Genomic DNA, 23609 nt, shown 5'->3' with positions numbered 1-23609 from the left:
ATTTCTATCAAGATCTTTGGTGATAAGGCGTTCTGGCCCGCTTCCATCAGCTTTTGTAACTGCCAAATGTGTTGTAGCATACCAAATTTTTTCAGGCTCAACACTTGTTCTGTAAGCTATTTCACTTCCATCAGGACTCCAGGCCGGAGAAGAATCACTCCCCTCATTTTGGGTCACCTGAATTAATCCTCCCTCTTCTTCACCTTGATCAGCATCTACAACCCAGATGTTATTATTTTGATTACCATCAGGCTCTTCGGTCCTGTTACTTACAAATGCGATCTTTGAACCATCCGGACTCCACGTTGGTGAAGAATGATCGTAATCACCAAATGTAAGTTGTGTAGCGGTACTGTCTCCCGGTGTATATGTGTAAATATGCACTCTTCTTCGATCCAAATAACCGGCATAATCCCGTTTAAACTGAAGCCTGTCAATCACATGCGGTTTGGGATCGTCACTTTCATCTTCTTCTTTATCACGAATCATTAGCAGCAAACGCTCTCCATCCGGCGACCACTCGAAACTGTTAATACCCTGCTCAATATCGGTTACTTGCTGAGCCTCACCGCCACGCATATCCAGTTTCCAGACCTGAGTTTTGCTGTCATTTCTAGATGCACTGAATGTCAGGTAATCCCCTTCAGGAGTCCATTGTGGGTTTCCGGCAGAGTAGCCTTCTGAAGTCATGGGAATTTTTACCGAACCGTCTTTTGAAACCATCCAGATTCTCGTTTCAGAAGATCCTTCGTCAAAATCCGTTTGTGAAACCGTATATGCAATCCAGTTTCCATCGGGGCTTATTACCGGACTGCTTACACTTTTCAAATTGAAGTAATCATCTATTTCAACCGGCCTTTGATCAGATTGGGCGTATGCAAGATTTAGAAATAGAAAAGTGATTAGAATCGTGAGCAGAGAGAAGCGTTCTATTTTCATCAGTAAAAGTAAGACTTAATTATGAGTACCCTTAAGGGTACACAATGCTGATGAATTATGCTAGATATTGAATAGGTATCCCGCACAGAGTTTGAAGTGTCTCTACACTCCAAACTCTATTCAGGAAGATTCTTTTATGGTCTAAGCCGGCCCAGCATGCGAGGAAACGGTATCGTTTCCCGAACATGAGAAAGTCCACAAATCCAGGCTACCGTTCGTTCAATTCCCAAACCAAATCCGGAGTGAGGAACCGAGCCATATTTACGCAGATCCAGATACCAGCTAAACAATTCTTCAGGAAGATCATGCTCGGCAATTCTTGCTTTCAACACTTCGATATCTTCTTCACGCTGACTCCCGCCAACAATTTCTCCGTAACCTTCAGGTGCCAATACGTCGAGTGCCAGTGCCAGTTTTTCATCTTCAGGATCGCGCTTCATATAAAAAGCCTTCACTTCTGCAGGATAGCGATGCACCAGTACGGGTGTATCGTATTGCATGGTCAAAATAGTTTCATCACTTCCACCAAAATCATTCCCCCACTCAAAGTTAGCTGCCGATTTTTTCCAGACCGGAATATTACGAAGATCTTCCTCAATATGATCAGTTCGAGTGTGGATTTCTTTGATTCGCTGATCTATCTGGGCTTTTCTCCATTTTTTCGCAGAACCATGTTCTTTTTTGATCTCTTCAAGCTCATCTTTGATCGAGCTCAATTCTTCTTTCCGATCGCTCTCCATTTTGTCGAGCATCTCTTTAGTCTTATCACTTTTGAGCTGTTCAACAGCCTCAGTGTACGATATTCGTTTAAAAGGTTCTTCAGCGGCTTTTTTAAGAAGCGTGGTATCACGCTCCAGAATTTCAAGTTCATTTTCGTGCTTATCCAGAACGCTCTTAACAATAAACCGTAAAAAGTTTTCTGCAAGCTCCATATTCATATCCAGATCATAAAAAGCCATTTCAGGTTCCACCATCCAGAATTCAGTTAAATGACGGCGTGTCTTACTTTTTTCAGCTCTGAATGTAGGACCGAAGGTGTAAATTTTTCCGTGTGCCATGGCCATTGCTTCGCCATAAAGCTGACCGGATTGGGTTAAATAGGCCTTCTCTTCGAAGTACTCCGTTTCAAACAGAGTTGTTGTTCCTTCAGCTGCATTTCCTGTGAAAATCGGTGCATCCATACGAATAAACCCCTCTTTTTGAAAAAACTGATGAATAGAAAACTGAATGGTGTTTCTGATTTGCATTGCAGCCCACTGCCGCTGACTTCTAAGCCACAAATGTCGATTCTCCATCAAGAACTCAACTCCGTGATCTTTCGGTGTAATTGGGTAGTTATCCGCTACTTGCAAAACCGTTAAATCCGTAACATGCAGTTCATAGCCGCCCACACTGCGATCATCCTTTACCACTTTACCGCTGATCTCTACCGAACTCTCCTGTTTTAGCGTTCCGGCTGCCTCAAAAATTTCTTCACCTACTTCATCCAGAGAAACAATACACTGGCAAAGTCCGGTACCATCTCTTAACTCAATAAAATGTAGAGCTTTACTGCTTCGGCTATTATAGACCCAGCCTTTTAAGGTCACAATTTCATCTTGATGATCAGCTAACTGTTTGATGTAGGTCATGTCTGATTTAAAAATGTTAAACGTTGAAAGTGCTAGTCGAAATTTATTTGTGATTCAAATATCGGGATAAATTCATAAAATATCCGATAGGGCACCAAGTTATCCAGCTGACTGCCTGAAGTATTCTGACAAGTGAATGAATCTCTAAATACCTGATTGTCTGAAGCAGACTTACGGATTCAAGAAACTACCGATTTTCAGGAACCAATAGTGCTTCAGAAAAAATTTCAGGATCAAAAAACTCTTGAGAGAAAGATAGCAGCGATTCTGCTGTAACGGAGTCAATATTTTCTACCAGTTCGTCCAGTGATACAAACCGATTGAAATAGAGCTCACTTTTAGCAAGTCTGTTCATTCGATTACTGGTGCTCTCCTGAGACAGCAAAAGTTTACCCTTAAGCTGCGATTTAGCCTCGCTCAGTTCTTTATCATTCACCTTTTCATTTCGGATGATATCAAACTCCTTGCTAATCAAATCCCGAACATGTGTCACATAATTTTTATCCGTGCCAATGTAAACACCAAACATACCACTATCGGTATAGGATTGATTAAACGTACCGATTGCATAGCAGTAGCCGTACTTTTCACGAATATTTTGATGCAATCTTGAACTCATTCCACCCCCTAAAACCGTATTGGCCAACAGAAGAAGATACTTGTCAGGGTGATCAAAATTAAGAGCCCTTCGCCCCATCACCATATGCGTCTGCTCTATCGCCTTAGACTCTTCAATCTGAAATTTCTCATAATTCGTGAGCGGCTGATCTGCATCAATTGTCGGCTCAGCACTATTCAATTCCAACTTCTCGTTAATTAGCTGAATAACCTCCTCATGATCTACGTGGCCGGCTACGGCAATCAATAAATTATCCGGTCTGTAGCGGTCTGCCATATAGTTGAACAAGTCCTGACGAGTATAGTTTGATACCGTATTTTCAAAACCAATAATGGGTCTTCCAATGGGATGATTTTTAAAAACATTATCGCTAAAGAGTTCAAAAATGTAATCATCGGGACTATCCTTATACATTTTCATCTCTTCGAGAACAACTTTCTTCTCTTTTTGAAGCTCTTCTTCCGGAAATTGAGAATTCTGAACCATGTCGGTGAGCACATCAATTGCTCGTTCAAGCTGAGTGTCTAAGCATCGCGAATAGTAACAGGTGTACTCAGTTGATGTGAAAGCATTAAGATAGCCGCCTACTGACTCCATGCTCTGTGCAATATCGTAGGATGAACGCCTTTCAGTTCCCTTGAATAACATGTGTTCAAGAAAATGGGTCACACCTGCGAGTTCATTTGCTTCATGCCGGCTGCCTGTTTTTACCCAAAAACCAGCCGTTACACTCTTTACGCCCGGTATATTCTCAGTAACAACCTTCATTCCATTTGGCAGAACAGTTTTATTTACTTCGGTTATCATCTCTTTAGTTTGCATATAATGTTATCTAACAATTTTTAAACTTAAAATGAGTAGCCTTTACTACTCGTATATAAACAAAAAAAGCGCCATCGGATTCCGATGGCGCTAGTTTCTTGAAACCGGTTCTTTTAGTTCTCGTCCGGTTTTGGAAGCAGGGCTTTCCTGGAAAGTCTGAGTTTTCCACCGTGCTCAACTTTGAGAAGTTTTACGTCGATTTCGTCACCTACTGAAAGTACATCTTCCACTTTCTTAACGTGACCGTGTTCCAGTTCAGAAATGTGAAGCAGTCCTTCTTTTCCGGGTACAATCTCAACGAATGCTCCGTACTCTTTAATGGCTTTCACAGTTCCTTTGTAGGTAGCACCTTCATCGAGCTCACCGGCAACGGCTTGAATACGTTTTTTAGCAGCTTCAGCCTTCTCAAGACTGTCTGCGCTAATTGTAATCTGACCTTTACCTTCTTCATCCTCTTCGATCCAGATCTCTGTATCTGTCTCTTTCTGAAGAGTTTGAATCACTTTACCGCCAGGACCAATAACAGCACCAATGCTGTCGCCAGATATTGTCATATTAACAAACTGCGGAGCGTATTCGGAAATGTTCTCTTTTGGCTTGGAAATGGTTTCCGCCATTTTTTCCAAAATATGCATTCTTCCTTTGTTCGCCTGTTCAAGAGCTTCTTCAAGAATTTCAAAACTGATTCCCTGAACTTTCATATCCATTTGAGTGGCAGTAATACCGTCAGCGGTACCTGCTGTTTTGAAGTCCATGTCTCCCATGAAATCCTCTTCACCCTGAATATCAGAAAGAACAACTGTGTTATTTTCTCCGACAATCATTCCCATTGCAATACCAGCCACTGGTTTAGGCATAGGTACACCGGCATCCATAAGCGCCATGGAACCGCCACAAACGGAGGCCATAGAAGATGAACCGTTAGATTCGGTAATGTCTGATCGTACTCGAATTACATAGCTGAAATCTTCAAATTCGGGAAGAACCATTTTTATAGCTCTTTCAGCTAAATGACCGTGACCAATTTCACGCCGACCGGGTCCGCGCATAAATCCGGCTTCTCCAACACAGTAAGGAGGGAAATTATAGTGAAGCATGAACTTCTTATCTTCCTCGTAATAGAGAGTGTCAACACTTTGCGCATCGCGCTTTGTACCCAATGCTACTGAAACAAGTGCCTGTGTTTCACCGCGGCTAAATATTGCAGAACCGTGTGCTCTTGGCAGATATCCAACCTGTGTCCAGATATCGCGAATATCTTCAGGACTACGACCGTCAATTCGTTTTTTGTTTTCAAGAATCATATTACGAACGGTGTCTTTGACCATATTTCCGAATATCTCGGAAATTTCTCCGCCTGCTTCTTCAAAACCTTCTTCAGCTGTAATATCCTCTTTTACAGCTGTTTTCACTTCTTTAAGTTTAGCATTGAACTCCTCTTTGCTAAGTCCCATGCCAACAATTTCTTTCAACTGATCACCAACATGATCAGCAACTTTACTTTCAAGATCTTTATTTCCTTCAGCCGGAGTGAATTCACGTTTTTCAACGCCATATTCTTTTCTAAGCTCTTCCTGAAATTCACAGAGTTTCACAATTGCTTTATGCCCTTCTTTAACGGCTTCAAGCATCTCTTTCTCACTGATCTCTTTCATTTCGCCTTCAATCATAATCACGCTTTCGGCAGTACCGGCAACGATTATGTCCATGTCGCTTTTTTCAAGCTCATCAATGGTAGGGTTGATAATAAATTCACCATCAATTCGTCCTACTTTAACCTGAGACATCGGTCCGTCAAAAGGAATACTAGAGATGTGTGCTGCTGCAGAAGCACCAAAAGCTCCTAAAACGTCAGCCTGATTTTGTCCGTCAGATGAATAAATCTGGCAAATAAACTGTGTTTCATTCACATATCCTTTAGGAAAAAGAGGTCGTAAACTTCTATCGATTAAGCGACTGGCAAGGGTTTCATCATCAGATGGACGCCCTTCTCTTTTCATAAAGCCACCCGGAAACTTACCGGCAGCTGTAAAGCTCTCTCTTAAGTCAACAACCATTGGGAAGAAGTCCTGTCCCGGTTTTGCTTCTTTTGCACTAACAACAGTACAGAGTACCATTGTGTCGCCCATTCTTACCATTACCGCACCGTCCGCCAGTTTGGCTAATCGACCGGTTTCTACCGATAACGTTTTGCCTGGTGCAAATTCTACACTTCTAAAATCTTCTTTCATAATATCTATCTATATCTATTTTTTCTTTCGTCGACTATCCTTTTAATAAAGCAGTTCAAACAAAAATGACAGAATTAATTTTCGATCACATTTGAGGATATAAAAAAAGGCACGTAATAAATTACGCGCCTTTAGAGAAATGCTTATTTACGAATACCCAGCTCTTGGATAAGTTCTCGGTATTTTACAATATCGGTTTGCTTAAGATAGTTAAGAAGTCTTCTTCTTTTACCAACCATCTTTAAAAGACCACGACGTGAAGAGTGATCTAATTTGTTCTCACTCAAATGATTCGTCAAATCATTAATTCGCGCAGTTAAAATAGCTATCTGTGCTTCAACTGAACCGCTGTTCTCGGCGTCGCCGCCATGCTTTTCAATAATTTCTGCTTTTTGTTCTTTTGTTATACTCATCTGTTATTTATGAAGGTTCTATTAAACTCTTATAGCGTTATAAAATAAGCTTATTTAAATTGTTTTGCAATATGCGGAGATCGGTTCTTGAGTATCCTTTTTGAGCTCTTCTTATCACTGTTCAATTGTTCAATAAGCTGCTCAACTCCGTCAAAATTGCGCTCATCCCTGATTCTGTCAACAAACTGAATCTGTACTTCTTTTCCATATATGTTTTCATCAAAATCAAAGATGTTCACTTCAAGTGTTTCCTGTTCGCCCTCAAAAGTCGGACGAACACCGATATTCATCATTCCTGAGTGATATTTTCCGTCTACTCTTACCCAAACTGCATAAACACCTCTTTTTGGAATAATTTTCTTAGAATTCTGTGGCATTATATTAGCTGTTGGAAAGCCGATATGTTTACCTCGCTTGTCTCCATGAACAACCGTTCCGTTTAAAATATAATTTCGCTTCAAAAAGGAAGCCGCAAGCATCATATCCCCATCATTTTGGATAGCTTTTCTTACGGCTGTACTGCTTACCGTTCGACTACCCACTTCCTGCTTAGATACGATTCGAGAATCAAAACCCAGTTCATTTCCCAAATTTTGTACCGTCTCAATAGTACCTTCACGATTTCTGCCAAAATGATGATCGTATCCAATTACAAATTCTGAAACACCAATTTTTTCCCAAATTACATCTCTTACAAATTCTTCTGAAGTAAGAAGAGAAAAGTCTCGGTCAAACGGTATTACCACCATTTCATCTACATCCAGATCGGCCAACAATTCCGCACGCTCCTCTAGTGTACTTAGCAATCGGATTCCATCACTGCCGGGGTTAATAATATCCCTGGGATGTGGGTCAAATGTAACAATTACACTGCGGGCGTCTCGTTCTCTTGCTGACTCTACTACTTTATTTATCAATACACGGTGACCAGCATGTACTCCATCGAATGTACCCACAGTTAGAACAGTGTTTAAATTGCGTTCGGCTTCATTCAAAAAAACTATATCAGACATTTTTTTGGGCTCTTATTTTTGGCAATTAGATAGGTTTATAATTACAACTTTCAATCTAGGTAGGTTTTCATGAACCGGTTAAATTCGTCCGCTGATAACGCACTATGAACATTAAAAGATCCGATCGCAGTTCGTTCAAGTCCGGACATATAAGCCCGGCTTCCTAGAGCTAAACCCAGATCATGTGCAATAGACCGAATATATGTACCTTTTCCACATTCTATGCGCAGTGTGATTTCAGGCAGATCTACACTTAAAAGTTCTGTCTGATAAATTTGAACCGGTCTTGGAATAATTTCAACCTTTTCGCCTCTTCGGGCTTTTTTATACAATCTTTCCCCTTTCATCTTGATAGCTGAGTAGATTGGCGGCTTTTGCATGATTTCACCACTAAAATCGTGTTTAAGCACATCTGCTATTTTCTCTTCTGTGATATGCTCCCATGGCGCTGTTTCATCCGGTTCCAATGCAGCGTCATAAGAGGGCGTGGAAGCGCCAAATGTAATTTTTGCGACATACTCTTTGGGAAGTTGCTGGACCTGTTCTATCGATTTTGTTGCTTTACCTGTACAAACTACAAGTACCCCGGTTGCCAGAGGATCCAGCGTTCCGGCATGGCCCACTTTTTTGGGCGGCACCCGATATCGAATAAACTTAACCAAGTGAAAACTGCTCCACTCCAGAGGTTTATTCATGACAACTACTGCACCCGATGTGAAATTCTCTTTAGGAAAAGAGTTTGGATCTGTATTGCGATCAACAACCGGGAGTTCAGAAAGAGGAATGGCTACAGCCATATTTACTCTTCGTCTTTATTACTTTCTTCTCGCTCTTTACGGACCTTTTCAAATAGATTCTCAATCTTATTTACGTACTCTGCAGTGTCATCTTCGTAGAAAAGAAGTTCAGGAATTCGCCTTACCTGATTTTTAATTTTAGAGGCTAGCTCGTACCGTATCTCATCCTGATGGTCATCAATGTATTTATAAATTGATTCCACCTCTCTGTTCGGTGAAAACACACTGAGATATACTTTTGCAATCGACAGATCATCGGTCATCCGGACCTGGGTAACGGTAATAAACGTTCCCGAAGGTTGATAGTTTCTCTGAAGAATCTGGCCCAGATCTTTTTTAATAACTGAACTAAGTCTCTCTGTACGGATACTCATAATCGTTGGCTCACTAATTAAATCTGAATGAGCAAAGTTGGGAGCTTCACTCAAATCAGATATTCTAATTGATTGCTATTTGGAATGGCAAATTACCGTGCGTCATCAAGGGTACGTTTCTCTTCAACTACTTCGTAGCTTTCAAATTCATCTCCAACTTTAATGTCGTTGAATCCTTTGATACTAATTCCGCATTCATATCCGGCCTGTACCTCTTTAACGTCATCTTTGAATCTTTTCAGAGAATCAACTTCGCCGTCATAAATTACAACACCGTCTCGAATAATCCGGATTGGATTGTTACGATTGAGTTTTCCTTCCGTAACATAGCAACCGGCAATAGTACCAACCTTCGATACTTTAAATACTTCACGAACGGTAACCATCGCTTTCATCTCTTCTGAAATCTCAGGGCTCAACATACCTTCAAGTGCATCATGCACCTCATCTACAGCATCATAGATTACGCTGAAGAGTCGGATATCAATACTTTCTGTTTCAGCAAGTTTTCTGGCACCAGCTGATGGCCGAACCTGGAAACCAATGATAATACCATCAGAAGCCGAGGCAAGAAGAACATCAGACTCTGTAATTGCACCCGATCCGGTATGAATAATGTTAACAGAAACTTCTTCTGTACTTAATTTCTGGAGTGCTCCGGAGAGAGCTTCAATAGAGCCATCCACATCAGCTTTGATAATAATGTTCAGTTCAGAAACCTCACCGAGAGCCATTCTCCTGGAGAGATCATCCAATGTCATATGTTTCACACGACGTAAAGACTGCTCTCTTCGAATCTGCTGACGTTGATTAGCAACTTCTTTTGCAGTCTTCTCATCTTTTGGAACAATCAGTCGATCACCGGCCTGTGGTGTTCCGTCAAAACCGATTAGCTGCACAGGGCTTGATGGCCCGGCTTCCTGCAGTCGGGTTCCATGTTCATTCTCCATAGCACGTACACGACCAAAGACCGGACCGGCAACAAATGGGTCTCCTACTTTCAGTGTACCGTTTTGAACAAGAATATTTGCAACCGTTCCTTTCCCTTTATCAATTCGGGATTCCAGAACAATACCCTGAGCCAATCTGTCGGGGTTGGCTTTCAACTCAAGGAGTTCAGCTTCAATCAGTACTTTTTCAAGAAGGTCGTCAATTCCATCACCTGTTTCGGCAGATACCAAAGCAACCTGATTTGTACCTCCATACTCCTCAACAATTACTCCATGTTCAGAAAGCTGTTGCTTAATTTTTTCAGGGTTTGCTCCCTCCTTATCCATTTTATTAATCGCAATAACTATGGAAACTCCTGCGGCCTTGGCGTGATTAATCGCTTCAATAGTCTGAGGCATCACAGCATCATCGGCTGCAACAACCAGAATTACAATATCTGTCGCCTGGGCACCACGACTACGCATCGCTGTAAACGCTTCGTGACCCGGAGTATCCAAAAATGTAATTCGCTTATCATCATCCGTTTTTACTTCATAGGCACCAACGTGCTGTGTGATACCTCCGGCTTCACCCGCGGCAACTTTAGCTTTACGGATATAATCTAGAAGGGATGTTTTACCGTGATCAACGTGACCCATTACAGTAATAATCGGAGCACGTGGTTCCAGGTCTTCAGGATCATCCTCTTCAACTTCAATTTCTTCTTCAATCATCTCTTCAGCATCTACGAATTCAACTTCGTAGTCATATTCTGCTGCTACCAGTTCTATAGTGGAAGCATCCAGCCGCTGATTGATTGATACCATCATCCCGAGGTTCATACATGTTGTAATCACATCGGTGGGTTTCACCTCAAGTTCATCTGCCAAATCACTTACCGTGATAAATTCGGCTACTTCAATAAATTGTGATTCGAGCTCTTCCATCTCCTCCTGCATGGCAAGCTCTTCCTCTCTCTCCTCTTTACGCTGTTTTCTGCGCTTCTGCCGTTTACTACCAACAGTTCCGCCACTCTGCATTTTCTGCATCGTTTCGCGCATCTTTTTCTCTACATCTTCCTCATCAACTTTAGAGCGACGTCCTTTTTTCTTGCTCTTCTTCGCTTTTTTGGAAGGCTTATCTTCTTTCGGTGCCTTCTTCTCTTTTTTAGCCTCAGCGGTATCTTCGTCTTTACGATCTTTTTTGCGTTTTCTAGTCTTACGCTTTTTACGCGGCTCCTTAGAAAACTCAACTTTCCCGACTACTTTTGTACCGGAAAGCTTTTTATTGGAACGACCGCGAATAATTTCTTCCTCATCATCTAATTCAGAATCATCCTCTTCTTCCTGATCCTCATCCTCTTCATCATAATCTTCAAGGTCCTCATCGGAATCGTCCTCTTCTTCTTCATCGTCATCAGATTCTTCTAAATCATCTTCGTCATCTTCCTCTATCTCTTCATCAGAGTCAATTTCTTCTTCAAGATCCTCGTCTTCATCGACGACTTCTTCTTTCGTATTATCAACAGAAGGCTCTTCTTCCTCTTTTGACTCTTCAGTCTTAGCCTCGACTTCTTCTTCGGACGCGGTTTTTTCAGCTTCAGCTTTTTCCTTTTCTATCTTTTCAGTATCGGATGCCTCCTCTTCTACTTCAGCCGGTTCGGTTTTTTCAGGTTTTATAGTCTCCTCAGCCTTCTCTTCTTTTGCTTCTGCCGGCTCTTCCTGGGGTTCAATTGTTGGCTCTTTCGGAGCAGCCTCTTCCTTCTTCTCTTTTTTAGCCTCCTCTTCTTCGTCAATCGGCTCTAAAAAGTTATCTATTGAAACACTTTCATTTCTACTGGAAAGAATTTGATTCCGACGACTCTCATACTCTTCTTTAGCCTTTTCATGTTCGCGGCTCTTTGCTTTGTCATCACCGTAAACTCCATCCAGCACCTCGTACATCTCGGGCGTAATTTTAGAGTTTGGCCGGTTTGCAACATCAAAGCCATTGTCACTCAAAGTATCCACGATAGATTGAGTGGCAACGTTAAATTCTGATGCTACTTTAAAGAGCTTCTTCGGTTTTTGGTCCGTCATATATGTTTATTTGCGTCGGTTTGTCAAATTGTAAAACTAATAGAGTCAAGTGCTGAAAGGTACGATCAATCTTCCTCGTCCTCAAATTCGTAGGCGATGATATCAATGATTTTTTCAGCTTCCTCTTTGGTGATTTTTCCTTCGGTTCTGCGAACAATTTCATCTTCATCAAGTTCCAGAACAGCTCGTGCACTATCACATCCGATTTCGAAAAGCATATCAACTGTCTCTTTACCGAAGTCTACTTCAAATTCGGTCAAATCAATATCATCTTCCTCTTCTACTTCTCGGTAAACATCAATTTCGCAGCCTACAAGTTTTGAGGCCAGGCGGATATTAACACCACCTTTTCCAATGGCTTTTGATACTTCATCTGCAGGCACTAATACATTCGCCTGCTTGCCGTCATCGTTAATCTCCACCTTCACAACTCTCGCAGGCTGAAGAGCACGCTTAATAAATTCAATCTTATCTTCGCTGTAGTTGATAACGTCGATATTTTCATTTTGGAGTTCGCGTACAATGGCATGAATTCGAATTCCTTTCATCCCAACACAAGCTCCTACCGGATCAACACGCTCGTCATATGATACTACAGCCACTTTTGAGCGATCTCCGGGTTCACGAGCAATTCGCTTTAATTCAATAATTCCGTCAAACACTTCTGGAATCTCATTTTCAAACAATCTTTCCAGGAATAGCGGTGATGTTCTTGAAATAATAACCGTTGGGTTTCCGCCTATACGTTTTACTTCAGAAACTACTGCACGTATCGTGTCGCCTTTTCTATATCTGTCTTTGTAAATCTGTTCATTCTTTGGCAACAGTAATTCAACACCGTTGTGATTTACCAGAATGTCCTTATTGTGACGAACCTGATAAACATCACCTAAAACAATCTCACCTACACGATCAGAGTATTCCTCGAAGACATTATCTTTCTCGATTTCGCGAATACGCTGAGCAAGTTGTTGCCGTGCCATAGAAACTGCTCTTCGGCCAAAGTCTGTTATAGAGATCTCTTGTGCATATTCATCATAGAGCTCTAAATCCGGATCGTGCTTTTGAGCCTCTTCCAAAGTAATCTCAGTCACTGGATCGGTTAGTTCGTCAGCCGGCACAACTTCACGAATATGAAGAATCTGAATCTCTCCGCGATCTGCGTTTAAAATAACCTCAAAAGATTCATCTGAGTCGTACTTTTTACGAATCATCGTACGAAATACGTCTTCTAAAATAGATAGAAGAAGATCTTTATCTATGCCTTTATCTTTTGCAATCTCTGCAAACGACTGTATAATTTGCTTTGAAATTTCGTTTTGCATCTGGAAATAGGATTTAAATTCGTTGCCGGCTAAATTTTCGGTACTATTTTTGTTTCTACTATATTCTCAAACGAAATCACTACCAAATTATCATCTTCTGGTTTTATCTCAATTTGAGAATCCGTAACTGTCTTCATTTCTCCTTCTACAGTAATGTACTCACCATTTAAATTGTACTTAACTTTTGCAGTCCGACCCTGATTCTTCGCATATTGCCTCCGATCACTTAGTGGCCTACTTAATCCGGGAGATGAGACATTTAATCTATATGCTTTACTTAAAAGATCTTTTTCATCCAGAATATAACTAACTTCTTTGCTCACTCGAGCGCAAGCGTCCAAGTCAACGCCTTCGTTTTCAGTATCTACTAAAATCCATATTTCCTGGATCTTTGCATTTTTAACTTCCACACCCACAAGAAACATATCTTCTTGCTCTACAACAGGTTGCGCAATTTCTTTAATTGTATTTATAATAGTACTGCTCATAAGAATCATAACTCTAAGTACAAAAAAAAGTGAGGACCTCCCGGTGCTCACTTTTCAGATCCGAAAATTAACTTTATTTGTTGAAAAAACCAACTAATAAAACTTGTGAATTCACCTCTTAAGATGTACTATTGATCCATTAGTTCTACAGAAAACATTTCAAATATGATCAAATATTTTCTTCTGGCTTCATCATTTTTACTTCTTTCTTGTAACGGCGAGGCTGATACACAAACCGACACACAAGAGACCAGAGAACTGTCCTACACGGCTTCTGTGTCATTTTTAGAACAATCGGATGAGGAAATAATTTCAGTTCGAGCGGCGCTAGCCGATGACGACGACAGTAGGAGTGAAGGCTTAATGAATGTTCATAACCTGCCTGACGACGCCGGCATGCTCTTTATTTTTGATGATGAAGCCCCAAGAAGCTTTTGGATGGCTAATACACCCATTTCACTGGATATACTTTTTGTAAATTCTGAAATGGAAATCGTACGAATTCATCGTAACACTCCACCCTATTCTCATAAAAACATCGTTTCTGAATCCCCAGCAAAATATGTTGTAGAGGTGAATGCAGGTTTTACCCTTAATCATGACATTCGCGAAGGAATGAAAATCAGTTTCACCACTCAGTAAACACTAAGCTTCTTTAGCTGTCTCTTTGTTCTCATGTTGATTCAGCAGCTCTTTCACTTTTTTTACGTTTTCAGGAGATCCAATATAGATCGGACTTCGTTCGTGAATAGAACCGGGCTTTTTTTCCATAATTCTCTCTTTACCATCAATAGCAGTTCCTCCCGCTTGTTCGATAATAAAACTCAACGGGTTACACTCGTACATCAATCGTAACTTCCCTTGCGGATACCTGGTGCTCGCCGGATATATAAAAATACCACCCTTAATTAATGTTCTGTGCAGATCTGCAACCATAGATCCAATATACCTGGCTGTGTAGGGTCGATTTGTAGACTCATCTTCAACCTGACAGTATTTTATATATTTTTTCAGCCCCTCTGCCCAAGAGTTATAGCTGCCTTCATTTATACTGTAAATATGGCCCTCTTTAGGAATCTTGAAATTATCTTCTGAAAGGATGAATTCACCAATACTCGGGTCTAGTGTAAATGAGCTGACACCCAAACCGGTTGTATAGACCATGATTGTACTTGAGCCATAGAGTACATAACCGGCCGCAACTTGTCTTGTTCCCGGCTGAAGCGCATCTCCCTCTACCAGTTTATTTTCAAATCTGGGCTGGCGCATATAGATTGAGAAAATACTTCCTATCGACACGTTTACATCGATGTTGGACGACCCATCCAGCGGGTCCATATAAACGATATATTTTCCACCCTCACTATTTAGTCGAACAATACCGTCGTTCTCTTCAGAAATTACCATACAGGTAATCATGGAGCGATCCAACGCTGAGATTAACTGCTGATCTGCAAATAGATCGAGTCTTTTCACAGACTCTCCGTGAACATTTTTCGAACCGTCTACACCAAGAAGGTTTGTAATTCCTGCTTTATTTACTTCTCGTGATATGATTTTTGCAGCCAAACCAATATCCCTTAATAACTGCGAGAGTTCACCGGTTGCTCCCGGGAATTTATTCTGTGCCTGAATGATATACTCATCCAGTGTGACCAGTTTTCTGGACTTTGCGGTAGACGTTGATTCCATAGCTCCAAACAATTTGTTAATACACTTTCCCTAAAAGTGATTCGGAAGAAAGTTAGTTATACTTTATCCCTGAGGTCTTCCAATACTTTTAAATAAAGCTCTTTTGATTTTAATTTAAACTCGTCGATCGTACCATCATTATTGATTACATAATCGGCATAACTTTTTAAACTTTCAAAGTCAGGTTGCTTATTCATCCTGTCCAGAACATTTTTTTCACCAACCTCGTCCCTTTCCTGAACTCGCTTAATTTGATCCGATTTTGAAGATGTGACTAGAATAACAGCATCCAGCTCCTCAGGACGTCCATTATTTAACAGAAGTGCCGCTTCTTTTACCAGTACTTCTACTCCCTCATTTTTAGAATTTTCTATAATTTCCTGAAATTTTTCTCGGACAGCCGGATGCACAACTCTATTTAACTCTTCAACTCTGTCTTTTAGAAACGCCTCTTCGATCAGATGCTCTTTATTCAATGACCTATTCTCGGTGTAGGTTTCCTCTCCAAATAGTTTCGTCAATCTTTGTATAACGCTCCGATCTTCCACCATCAGCTGTTTAGCAAGATCATCTGCATATACTACCTTTGCACCTAACGATTCCCAAACTCTGCAGAGCGTGCTCTTTCCTGATCCAATACCTCCGGTTACACCGGCAACTATCATGCGACTTCCCCAACATTTGTAGTCAGCAGATAAGCTTTCATAAATTCATCCAGGTCTCCGTCCATGACTCCTTGCACGTTTCCCGTCTCATGGTTGGTTCGATGATCCTTTACCATATTGTAGGGATGAAAAACATAGGATCGAATTTGAGATCCCCATTCATTACTGCTCTTTGAGTCTTCAAGTTTCTGCTTTTCTCTCTCTTTGATCTGCTTTTCCAATTCGTAAACTTTTGACTTGAGCAATTTCATTGCCTTTTCACGGTTTTTAAGCTGTGAACGTTCTTGCTGACACTCCGAAACAACACGTTCTTCTGATCCATCGCTCAACTTTCCGGTCCAAATCAAACGAACGCCGGTCTCAACTTTATTAACATTCTGCCCGCCTGCTCCACTGGCGTGAAATCGCTGCAGTTCAACATCAGAATCATTCAGATTAACCTCGATTGTATCGTCAATAATAGGTGAGACAAATACTGAGCTAAAAGAGGTGTGTCGACGCGAATTGCTGTCGAAAGGTGATATTCTTACAAGCCGGTGCGTACCGCTTTCCGATTTAAGAAAGCCGTAGGCGTTTGGGCCACTGACTTCAATGGTTGCACTTTTCAAGCCGGCTACATCACCGTCTTGATACTCTACCACTGAAACTTCGTAATCTTTGCTTTCTGCCCATCTGGTGTACATCCTGAAAAGCATCTCAGCCCAATCCTGACTTTCCGTACCACCAGCACCCGGATTAAACGTCATAATAGCATCACGATGATCATCCTCGCCACTAAGCATATTCTGTAGCTCAAGATCTTTCAGTTTTTTGCGAAACTGTTCAATTTCATTGCGAAGATCATCTTCCACGTCTTCACCCTCGTCAAGAAACTGAAAAAATACGCGAATACTTTCACGGAGTTCATCCAACTCATCCCATTTTTCTACAAGGTTTTTTTCCCTGTCCAGTTCCTGCATTGTCTGCTGAGCTTTCTCCGGATCATTCCAAAATTCGGGATCCTGAGTCTTCTCCTGCAGTTCTATAACTCTAACTTTTCTTTTATCGTAGTCAAAGATACCCCCTGAGCGTGTCCAGTCGCTCGAATAGAGGTTTAATTTTATCGAATTGAATGTTCTCCATGAGACAAATTATCGGTTTAAAAGTTTGGCAACTACAATACCCGCAATAAGTCCGCCGGCAACTGCTGCACCAACACTTATTTCAGGATTCTTTTTCACGTATTTCTTCGCCTGTTTATACTCCTTTCTGAGTTCTTTTTGAAGGCGATCCCGCTCTTTTTGAAGCTTAATCACCATATCATCGTAAGCATCGTTTAATGCTTCTTTCTCTTTCTCTATTACGTCTTTTAATTCTTTCTCCAGCTTCTTTGCATTTTCCATTTTGTGCTCCATGAATGATTATTGTCAATACCTAAAAATCAACTTTTATCCGGTTCTATGCAACATTAAGTGCACCTGTTTCTTATGATCAACAGTGCGTAAAATCAAAAAAATTATTAAGGTGTAAAACAGTGTGCATAACCGGTTAATCATCCCCATAAAATATTAAACCAATTACTCAGTACCGGAAGTAATCACATCCTGATCTCTGTACTGCAACTCATATAGCTTTCTGTAGATACCATCTTCTTTTTCCAATAATGAATTATGAGACCCCTCTTCTCTGATTTTTCCTTTGTGCATCACAAGTATTTTATCGGCACCACGAATTGTTGAGAGCCTGTGAGCAATAACGATGGAAGTTCGTCCCTTCATCATTTTATTACATGCTTTTGAGACAAGCTCTTCTGTTTCTGAATCCACGCTTGATGTTGCTTCGTCCAGAATCAAAATTTTGGGATCATACACCATTGCTCTAACAAAACAGATGAGTTGTCGCTGTCCCATGCTAAGTGAAGCGCCGCGCTCGTTTAGTACATAGTCATATCCGCTCGGTAGTTTTGAAATAAACTTATGAGAGTCTACCTCTTTAGAAGCTTTGATGACTTCTTCCCTTGAGATGTTTTCATTTCCAAGGGTAATATTTTCCAAAACTGTTCCCGAAAACAGAGCATTATCCTGTAAGACCAGGCCGAAGTTTTCCCTTAAACCAGTTAGAGAGAATTCCTTAATGTTATGATCGTCCAGCAAAATCTCGCCCTCTTCTATATCATAATACCTCATCAACAAATTGATAATGGTCGATTTCCCTGCTCCCGTAGCTCCTACAATAGCCAAAAGCTCTCCCGGTTCTGCTTTAAATGATACATCTTTTAGTATCACTTCATCATCTTTGTTGTACGAGAACCACACGTTTTTAAACTCTACTTTACCGCGAACATGATTAATTTGAATCGGGCTCTCTGATTCAATCACTTCTTTCTCAGTGTCCAACACGTCAAAAATACGCTCTGAAGAAGCGAGTGCGGACTGCAGGGTGTTGTATTTTTCTGACAGTCCTCGAATCGGGTTAAAGAATTGACGCACATACTGGATAAAAGCTAACAATACACCAAAAGTCACTTCATCCATCAAGGCTCTTGCTCCTCCGTACCAAACCACCAGAGCCATTGCCAAACTAGCCAGAACTTCAACTACGGGCCAGAATATTGAGAAGTAGAATATGGTTTGAATATGAGCTTCCCTGTGATCCGCATTGATTGATTCAAACCGGTTCTTCTGCTTCTTCTCTCTGTTGAAAAGCTGAACCACTGCCATTCCACTTATATGCTCCTGAACAAAAGAGTTAAGGCGAGCTATTTGATCCCTTACCTCTAAGAATGCAGAGCGTACCTTACCTTTGAACCAAAACGTGGAATAAAAAAGAATAGGAAGTACCAAAATCGCAATGATGGTTAGCTCCCAGCTCATTGCCAACATAAAGTAGAGTATGAAGAAAATCCTGAAGAGATCTCCAATCATATTCACAATTCCGTCTGAAAGTAATTCGCTCAGCGCTTCAATATCATTTGTAGTACGAGTTATCAGGCGGCCAATTGGATTCTTATCAAAAAACTGAACGTGAAGAGACTGAATCTTCTCAAAAACCGCATTACGAAGACGGTAGAGCGCTCCCTGACCAAACCATCTTGTTAGATAGGTATTAGCAACTAAAATGATAAACTCTCCTACCAGCGCGAGGCCAAGAAGCATAATGATCCACAGAAGGCCACTGTAGTCATCTACAGCAATGTAGTCATCTACAGCTATTTGTGTAAGCTTCGGGCGGACTGTGCCTAGAAAAGCGGCAGACAAGGTTAACCCAATGGCTAGGAGTGCCCACCATTTGTAAGGTTCAAAAAAGTAGTAAAGCCGTCGAATCAATACAGAATCGACGGCTTTGGAATCCTGTTTATTACTCAAATCTATTCGATTTTAAAATCTGTCGAAATCGTCGAACGGTGTTCTTGGAGTAATGTGTTTTGGCGGCCTTGACGTTCCTTCATTACTATCGTTCTGGTCGCTTTTTTCTCGATTATCGTAACCCTTTGAAGAGCGGTCTTTTCTCTTTCTGCCCTGATCGCTTCGGCTTCTTCTACTACTGCTGCCACGATCTGAGCTTCTGCTCCTGCCGGATGAAGACTTTCGTTTTCTGAAATTCTTCTTTCTCCGATCACTGCTTCCCCGACTGCTTTTGCCGTCAGAGCTACTGCTCTTTTTATCATCAATTTCTTTGATGTAAACTTTCTGCTGAACAATTCCTTTCTCTTGCGAAGGATTTGTAAAAATCGGTCGTAATTCTGTGGCAAGCCAAGCCGGGAAAAATTTCTCACGTGCTTCCCGCAACAGAATAAAAGGATTTGTGTATCTGGCAGAAAAATGACTGATCACTAACAATTTAGTTTGTGCTTCATTTGCTACCCGTGCTGCATCGGCAGATGTGGAATGACCCGTTTCAGCAGCTTTTTCCGCTAAATTTTCACTGAATGTTGCCTCGTGATAAAGGATGTTCGTATTCATCGCCAATTTCACAGAATTTGGACAATACTTGGTATCTGTGATATATGCAAAACTGTCTCCGGGTCGCGGGTGCCCTACAATCTCATAAGATTTTATAACCGTACCATCTTCTAGCTCAACATCACCACCCGCTTTAAGAGCTTTATACTGTTCATCTTTTGTAATTCCAAGATTTTCTGCTTTTTCAGCATCAACTTTTCCGGGTTTATCTTTTTCCTGAAAACGGAAACCCATGCAAAACTTGGTGTGATTTAGCGGACGCGCTTCAACATAATATTCATTTTCATCCACTACACGTTCAGATTCAATATCTTCAGCTACTTCTACATAGTTGATATTAAAACTCAGTTCCAGACCGGGAAATTTAACATTCCACTCAACGAACTCCTTTATGCCTTCCGGCCCAACAATCGTGAGATCATTTTCTCTGCGCTGAAGCTGAAGTGTAGATATTAGTCCAATGAGTCCGGCGTAGTGATCAACATCGAAATGAGAAATGAAAATGTTTTCAATCTTCGATCGCTTTAATCCCGCCTGTAGCATTCTCATCTGTGCATTCTCGCCGCAATCAAAAAGATGGATATCTCCTTCGCGCCAAAGTGCCACAGATGATAAATGTCTGGTTGCTGTTGGAGTTGCTGATGCAACACCTAAAGGTACAATGATCATAGTTTCTCCCGCTATGTTTTATAGGGTTTTTGCCTTTCAAACAAAAGTCCCCTGTTAAGCATTTATATTTGAGCTAATTCTTGTTCGAGCAATTGTTTTTGATACATCCTTGCATAGTATCCTTTTGTTGCAAGTAAGTCATCATGAGAACCGTGTTCAATTATAGAACCGTCTTGAATATAAAAAATTATATCGGCGTTTTTAACTGTAGATATTCGATGCGAAATCATGATGGTTGTTCTTCCTGACAACTTTTCGTTTAAATGATTTAGTATGGCTTCTTCAGTATTGGTATCTACAGCGCTTAAAGAATCATCAAGTACAATTATTTTTGGATCCTTGATAAGTGCTCTTGCTATCGCAGTTCTCTGTTTTTGTCCACCCGATAGGGTTATACCCCGTTCACCTACCATTGTCTCAAATTTTTTCTCAAAATCCAAAATATTATCCAGTACCTGAGCATGCTTTGCAGCCTCTTCAATCATTTCCATAGAGGCATTTTTTACTCCAAAGGCAATATTCTCTTTTATAGTAGTAGAAAACAGGAAAGTCTCTTGTGGCACATATCCTATTAAATCTCTGAGCTGAGTTAAATTCCATTTTTTGATGTTAATTCCATCAATTAAAATTTCACCTTCAGTTGGATCAAATAGTCTGGGAATTAAATTAACTAGCGTCGACTTACCTGACCCGGTGCGTCCCACAATAGCCACTTTACTGCCGGGTTCTAATTTGAAGTTTATATTTTTAAGTGCTGTTTCATCAGCTCCGGGATACGAAAAGCTTACATTTTTAAATTCTATCTCACCTTCAATATCTTCTTCAGCTCTCTTCTCTTTATCATCCTTAATCTCAACAGGTTCCATTAGCATTTTATCAATTCTCTCCCAAGAAGCTAATGATTTCTGAAGCGTGTTAACCGTGTAACCCAAAGATGCAACAGGCCAAGTTAAATAAGCGACGTAAATTACAAATTCTGCGATATTACCAACTGTTATTATACCGTCAATCACCATCAAGCCACCCTGCCAGACAACAATTACTACACTCGCCCCGATAAGTAAATTCAATGTTGGATGAAAGAGTGATTCCACCATGTCCAGCTTCAATTTTTTCTGACGATATGAATCACTAATCTCTTCAAAACGATCTTGTTCATACCCTTCTCTGTTAAACGCTTTAATCAATCGAATGCTGTTGAATGATTCCTGAGCACGTCCTGCAACTTCAGAGTATTGATTTTGAATAATCAACTGATATTTGTTGATGAATCCGCTTACCCAATAAGCAAATGCGGACAGAAAAGGAAGTGGAATGAGAGCCCAAAAAGTCAATTCGGGATTTACAATAATCATCATGGTGATAATAAATCCGGCCCTCGTAAATGTGTTGATGGTATACATCAAAACCGGGCCAAAATAATCACGAACTCTTGCAACATCTTCAGTAGCCCTTACATAAACATCTCCCGACTTATTAGATGCAAAATATCTTTGGGGTAATTTGAAAAGCTTATCGATGATCCGGTTCCGGATATCAAATTCTATTTTGCGCGAACTGACGATAAGCGTTTGCCTTGTGGCAAAAAGTAAAATACCGTACATCAATACAGTACCTATCAACAGAAGCGAATTGTAGGCAAGAACTACACCGGCTTCACTACTGAACAGAACCTGAAAAACAGATGTGAATTCTCCTGAATAATCATCCACAACGAGTTCTACCTCATCCATTGTTCTCCGGATAAAAACCGGTATCCAGATGAGGAAAAAATTAGACGCTGTTAAAAAAAGAGCCCCTAATATTAAGGTTCCTTTGTATTCCCGTAAGTATCGATTTAGCTTCTTAAGTGAATCCACTCTCAGGTTTATTGATTATGTAACACTCTTTGAAAACCTGATGGAGAATTTAATCATTCCCAACCTTTATACTTTTCAACCCAGTGACTGGCCAGCTTATATCCTGAGGTGTATGCAGCATCTAGATCACCGCTTTCAAAATAGTCTCCAACCAGAGCAAGCGGTGTCTCTTCAACTTCCAATTCGAAGAATGGTTGTTTTAATGTTTTAGCCGGCTGACTAAATTTCCAAAAGTGCAGTTGACTCCATTCAGGAGTCACGCTCCAGCCTCCGATAATTTGGGAAAGCTCAGACAGCAGAGCTTTCTTAACGGTTTCTTCATCTGAATGCCTGTGTTTACCGGCAAATGAATTAGTAGAGTGAACTACTAAAGTACATTCGTTATTTAAATCGCGTTTTGAGGCCTCATTAGATATAAACCGAATGGAACTGTTTTTACAATGAATTCCATTCCAGTCCGGGATTTTCTGTTCTCCGTAACCAAGCATTAATGAATACGAGGGCCTGTATGAAATTTCATCGATATCCCGTATCATTTTTAGCGTGGAAATCTCATCTGTTGTTGTATTAAGAATACCGTAAGCCTGAGGAGCAGGGGTCGCGATGATAACTGCATCTACTCCAAAGGTTTCCCTGGACAAAAGGTTAATCATCCAGGAACGCTTTTTACTTCTGTTCTGCCCAATATGAGTGAGACCGCCAACTCTTTCATTATTATTCACATCAACCCAGCGGCTCAAATATTTACCGATGGAGTTCATTCCATCAACGGCTGTGAATGTGGCACGGTCTTGTTGATTGGGATTACGGTCAATCATTTTTTCGCTATCCCAATACTTAAAATTATCTCCCCAAAGTTTGATAATTTTTTTTTCGAGCAGTTCAGCCGTAAATTCCTGAAATTCTGGCGAGTTGGCCGTGAAATACGATACACCATGATCCAATTTTAATTTTAAATCATCTCCGGCATACCGTGTAGCCATGCGGCCGCCATACCCCCTGCTCTTTTCAAAAATGGTTACATCATGGCCAGCTTGTGACAGCGTCCGGCCTGCTGTTAATCCTGCAATTCCTGCTCCGATAATCCCAATTACCATATCAATACCTTAATACCAGTTAACAA

Annotated in this window: 20 protein-coding genes; 1 reads left to right on the top strand and 19 read right to left on the bottom strand. The window is 40.8% G+C overall.

What is annotated here, in order from left to right; genetic code table 11:
• The 11 genes from ACESM0_RS03070 to rimP form a co-directional block, all read right to left on the bottom strand.
• Positions 1–939 (bottom strand): TolB family protein (locus ACESM0_RS03070; RefSeq protein WP_372903530.1); only part of this gene is annotated, 939 nt, incomplete at its 3' end.
• 134 nt (positions 940–1073) lie between these two features.
• Complete coding sequence (locus ACESM0_RS03065) at positions 1074–2570, bottom strand: asparagine--tRNA ligase (protein WP_372903528.1); 1497 nt, start codon at positions 2568–2570, stop codon at positions 1074–1076.
• A 187-nt stretch (positions 2571–2757) separates the two neighbouring features.
• Positions 2758–4011: a M16 family metallopeptidase gene (locus tag ACESM0_RS03060; protein ID WP_372903526.1), complete on the bottom strand. Its 1254-nt coding sequence runs from the start codon at positions 4009–4011 to the stop codon at positions 2758–2760.
• Between the two features lie 113 nt (positions 4012–4124).
• Entirely contained in the window at positions 4125–6242 is a 2118-nt protein-coding gene (gene pnp, locus ACESM0_RS03055; protein WP_372903524.1) for a polyribonucleotide nucleotidyltransferase, read from the bottom strand.
• 143 nt (positions 6243–6385) lie between these two features.
• Positions 6386–6655, bottom strand: a complete 270-nt coding sequence (gene rpsO / locus ACESM0_RS03050) for a 30S ribosomal protein S15 (RefSeq protein ID WP_372903522.1) — start codon at positions 6653–6655, stop codon at positions 6386–6388.
• A gap of 50 nt (positions 6656–6705) precedes the next feature.
• Positions 6706–7668 carry a bifunctional riboflavin kinase/FAD synthetase gene (locus tag ACESM0_RS03045; protein ID WP_372903520.1) on the bottom strand — a complete coding sequence of 321 codons (963 nt, stop codon included), beginning with the start codon at positions 7666–7668 and terminating at the stop codon, positions 6706–6708.
• A 50-nt stretch (positions 7669–7718) separates the two neighbouring features.
• Positions 7719–8465, bottom strand: a complete 747-nt coding sequence (truB, locus tag ACESM0_RS03040; protein WP_372903518.1) for a tRNA pseudouridine(55) synthase TruB — start codon at positions 8463–8465, stop codon at positions 7719–7721.
• 2 nt (positions 8466–8467) lie between these two features.
• On the bottom strand, positions 8468–8839 hold the full coding sequence (gene rbfA, locus ACESM0_RS03035) for a 30S ribosome-binding factor RbfA (protein WP_372903516.1): 372 nt from the start codon (positions 8837–8839) through the stop codon (positions 8468–8470).
• 92 nt (positions 8840–8931) lie between these two features.
• Entirely contained in the window at positions 8932–11847 is a 2916-nt protein-coding gene (infB, locus tag ACESM0_RS03030; protein WP_372903514.1) for a translation initiation factor IF-2, read from the bottom strand.
• A 65-nt stretch (positions 11848–11912) separates the two neighbouring features.
• A complete protein-coding gene (gene nusA / locus ACESM0_RS03025; RefSeq protein WP_322572058.1) occupies positions 11913–13172 on the bottom strand; it encodes a transcription termination factor NusA in 1260 nt (419 codons plus the stop codon).
• 29 nt (positions 13173–13201) lie between these two features.
• On the bottom strand, positions 13202–13660 hold the full coding sequence (rimP, locus tag ACESM0_RS03020) for a ribosome maturation factor RimP (RefSeq protein ID WP_372903512.1): 459 nt from the start codon (positions 13658–13660) through the stop codon (positions 13202–13204).
• Positions 13661–13825: 165 nt separating this feature from the next.
• Between rimP and ACESM0_RS03015 the strand changes: the two genes are divergently transcribed.
• Positions 13826–14302 carry a DUF192 domain-containing protein gene (locus ACESM0_RS03015; protein WP_372903510.1) on the top strand — a complete coding sequence of 159 codons (477 nt, stop codon included), beginning with the start codon at positions 13826–13828 and terminating at the stop codon, positions 14300–14302.
• A 3-nt stretch (positions 14303–14305) separates the two neighbouring features.
• Here ACESM0_RS03015 and fbp read toward each other — a convergent pair whose 3' ends face one another.
• From fbp to ACESM0_RS02975, 8 genes are all read right to left on the bottom strand, one after another.
• Positions 14306–15352, bottom strand: coding sequence for a class 1 fructose-bisphosphatase (gene fbp / locus ACESM0_RS03010; RefSeq protein WP_372903508.1), 1047 nt, complete (start codon positions 15350–15352; stop codon positions 14306–14308).
• 56 nt (positions 15353–15408) lie between these two features.
• On the bottom strand, positions 15409–16017 hold the full coding sequence (gene coaE / locus ACESM0_RS03005) for a dephospho-CoA kinase (protein WP_372903506.1): 609 nt from the start codon (positions 16015–16017) through the stop codon (positions 15409–15411).
• Positions 16014–17139 (bottom strand): peptide chain release factor 2 gene (gene prfB / locus ACESM0_RS03000; RefSeq protein WP_372903504.1). Its coding sequence is split into 2 segments (ribosomal slippage): positions 16014–17069 and positions 17071–17139, totalling 1125 coding nucleotides; the frame shifts between segments, so codons are not numbered across the junction. The genes coaE and prfB overlap by 4 nt, the downstream gene beginning before the upstream one ends.
• A gap of 8 nt (positions 17140–17147) precedes the next feature.
• Positions 17148–17411 (bottom strand): hypothetical protein, encoded by a 264-nt coding sequence (locus ACESM0_RS02995; RefSeq protein WP_372903502.1) that lies wholly within the window; start codon positions 17409–17411, stop codon positions 17148–17150.
• Positions 17412–17573: 162 nt separating this feature from the next.
• Positions 17574–19361: an ABC transporter ATP-binding protein gene (locus ACESM0_RS02990; protein WP_372903500.1), complete on the bottom strand. Its 1788-nt coding sequence runs from the start codon at positions 19359–19361 to the stop codon at positions 17574–17576.
• 12 nt (positions 19362–19373) lie between these two features.
• Positions 19374–20627, bottom strand: coding sequence for a ribonuclease Z (gene rnz, locus ACESM0_RS02985; protein WP_372903498.1), 1254 nt, complete (start codon positions 20625–20627; stop codon positions 19374–19376).
• A gap of 62 nt (positions 20628–20689) precedes the next feature.
• A complete protein-coding gene (locus ACESM0_RS02980; RefSeq protein WP_372903496.1) occupies positions 20690–22486 on the bottom strand; it encodes an ABC transporter ATP-binding protein in 1797 nt (598 codons plus the stop codon).
• Positions 22487–22539: 53 nt separating this feature from the next.
• The gene (locus ACESM0_RS02975; RefSeq protein ID WP_372903494.1) at positions 22540–23583 is read right to left on the bottom strand and encodes an NAD(P)/FAD-dependent oxidoreductase; all 1044 of its coding nucleotides are present in this window, start codon (positions 23581–23583) and stop codon (positions 22540–22542) included.
• Between the last annotated feature and the right edge of the window lie 26 nt (positions 23584–23609).

Origin of the sequence: Rhodohalobacter sp. (genome assembly GCF_041686455.1) — a bacterium.
GTDB lineage: Bacteria > Bacteroidota > Rhodothermia > Balneolales > Balneolaceae > Rhodohalobacter.
Note: the sequence above shows the minus strand (reverse complement) of the source record. Positions and strands in the feature narration are given on the sequence as shown.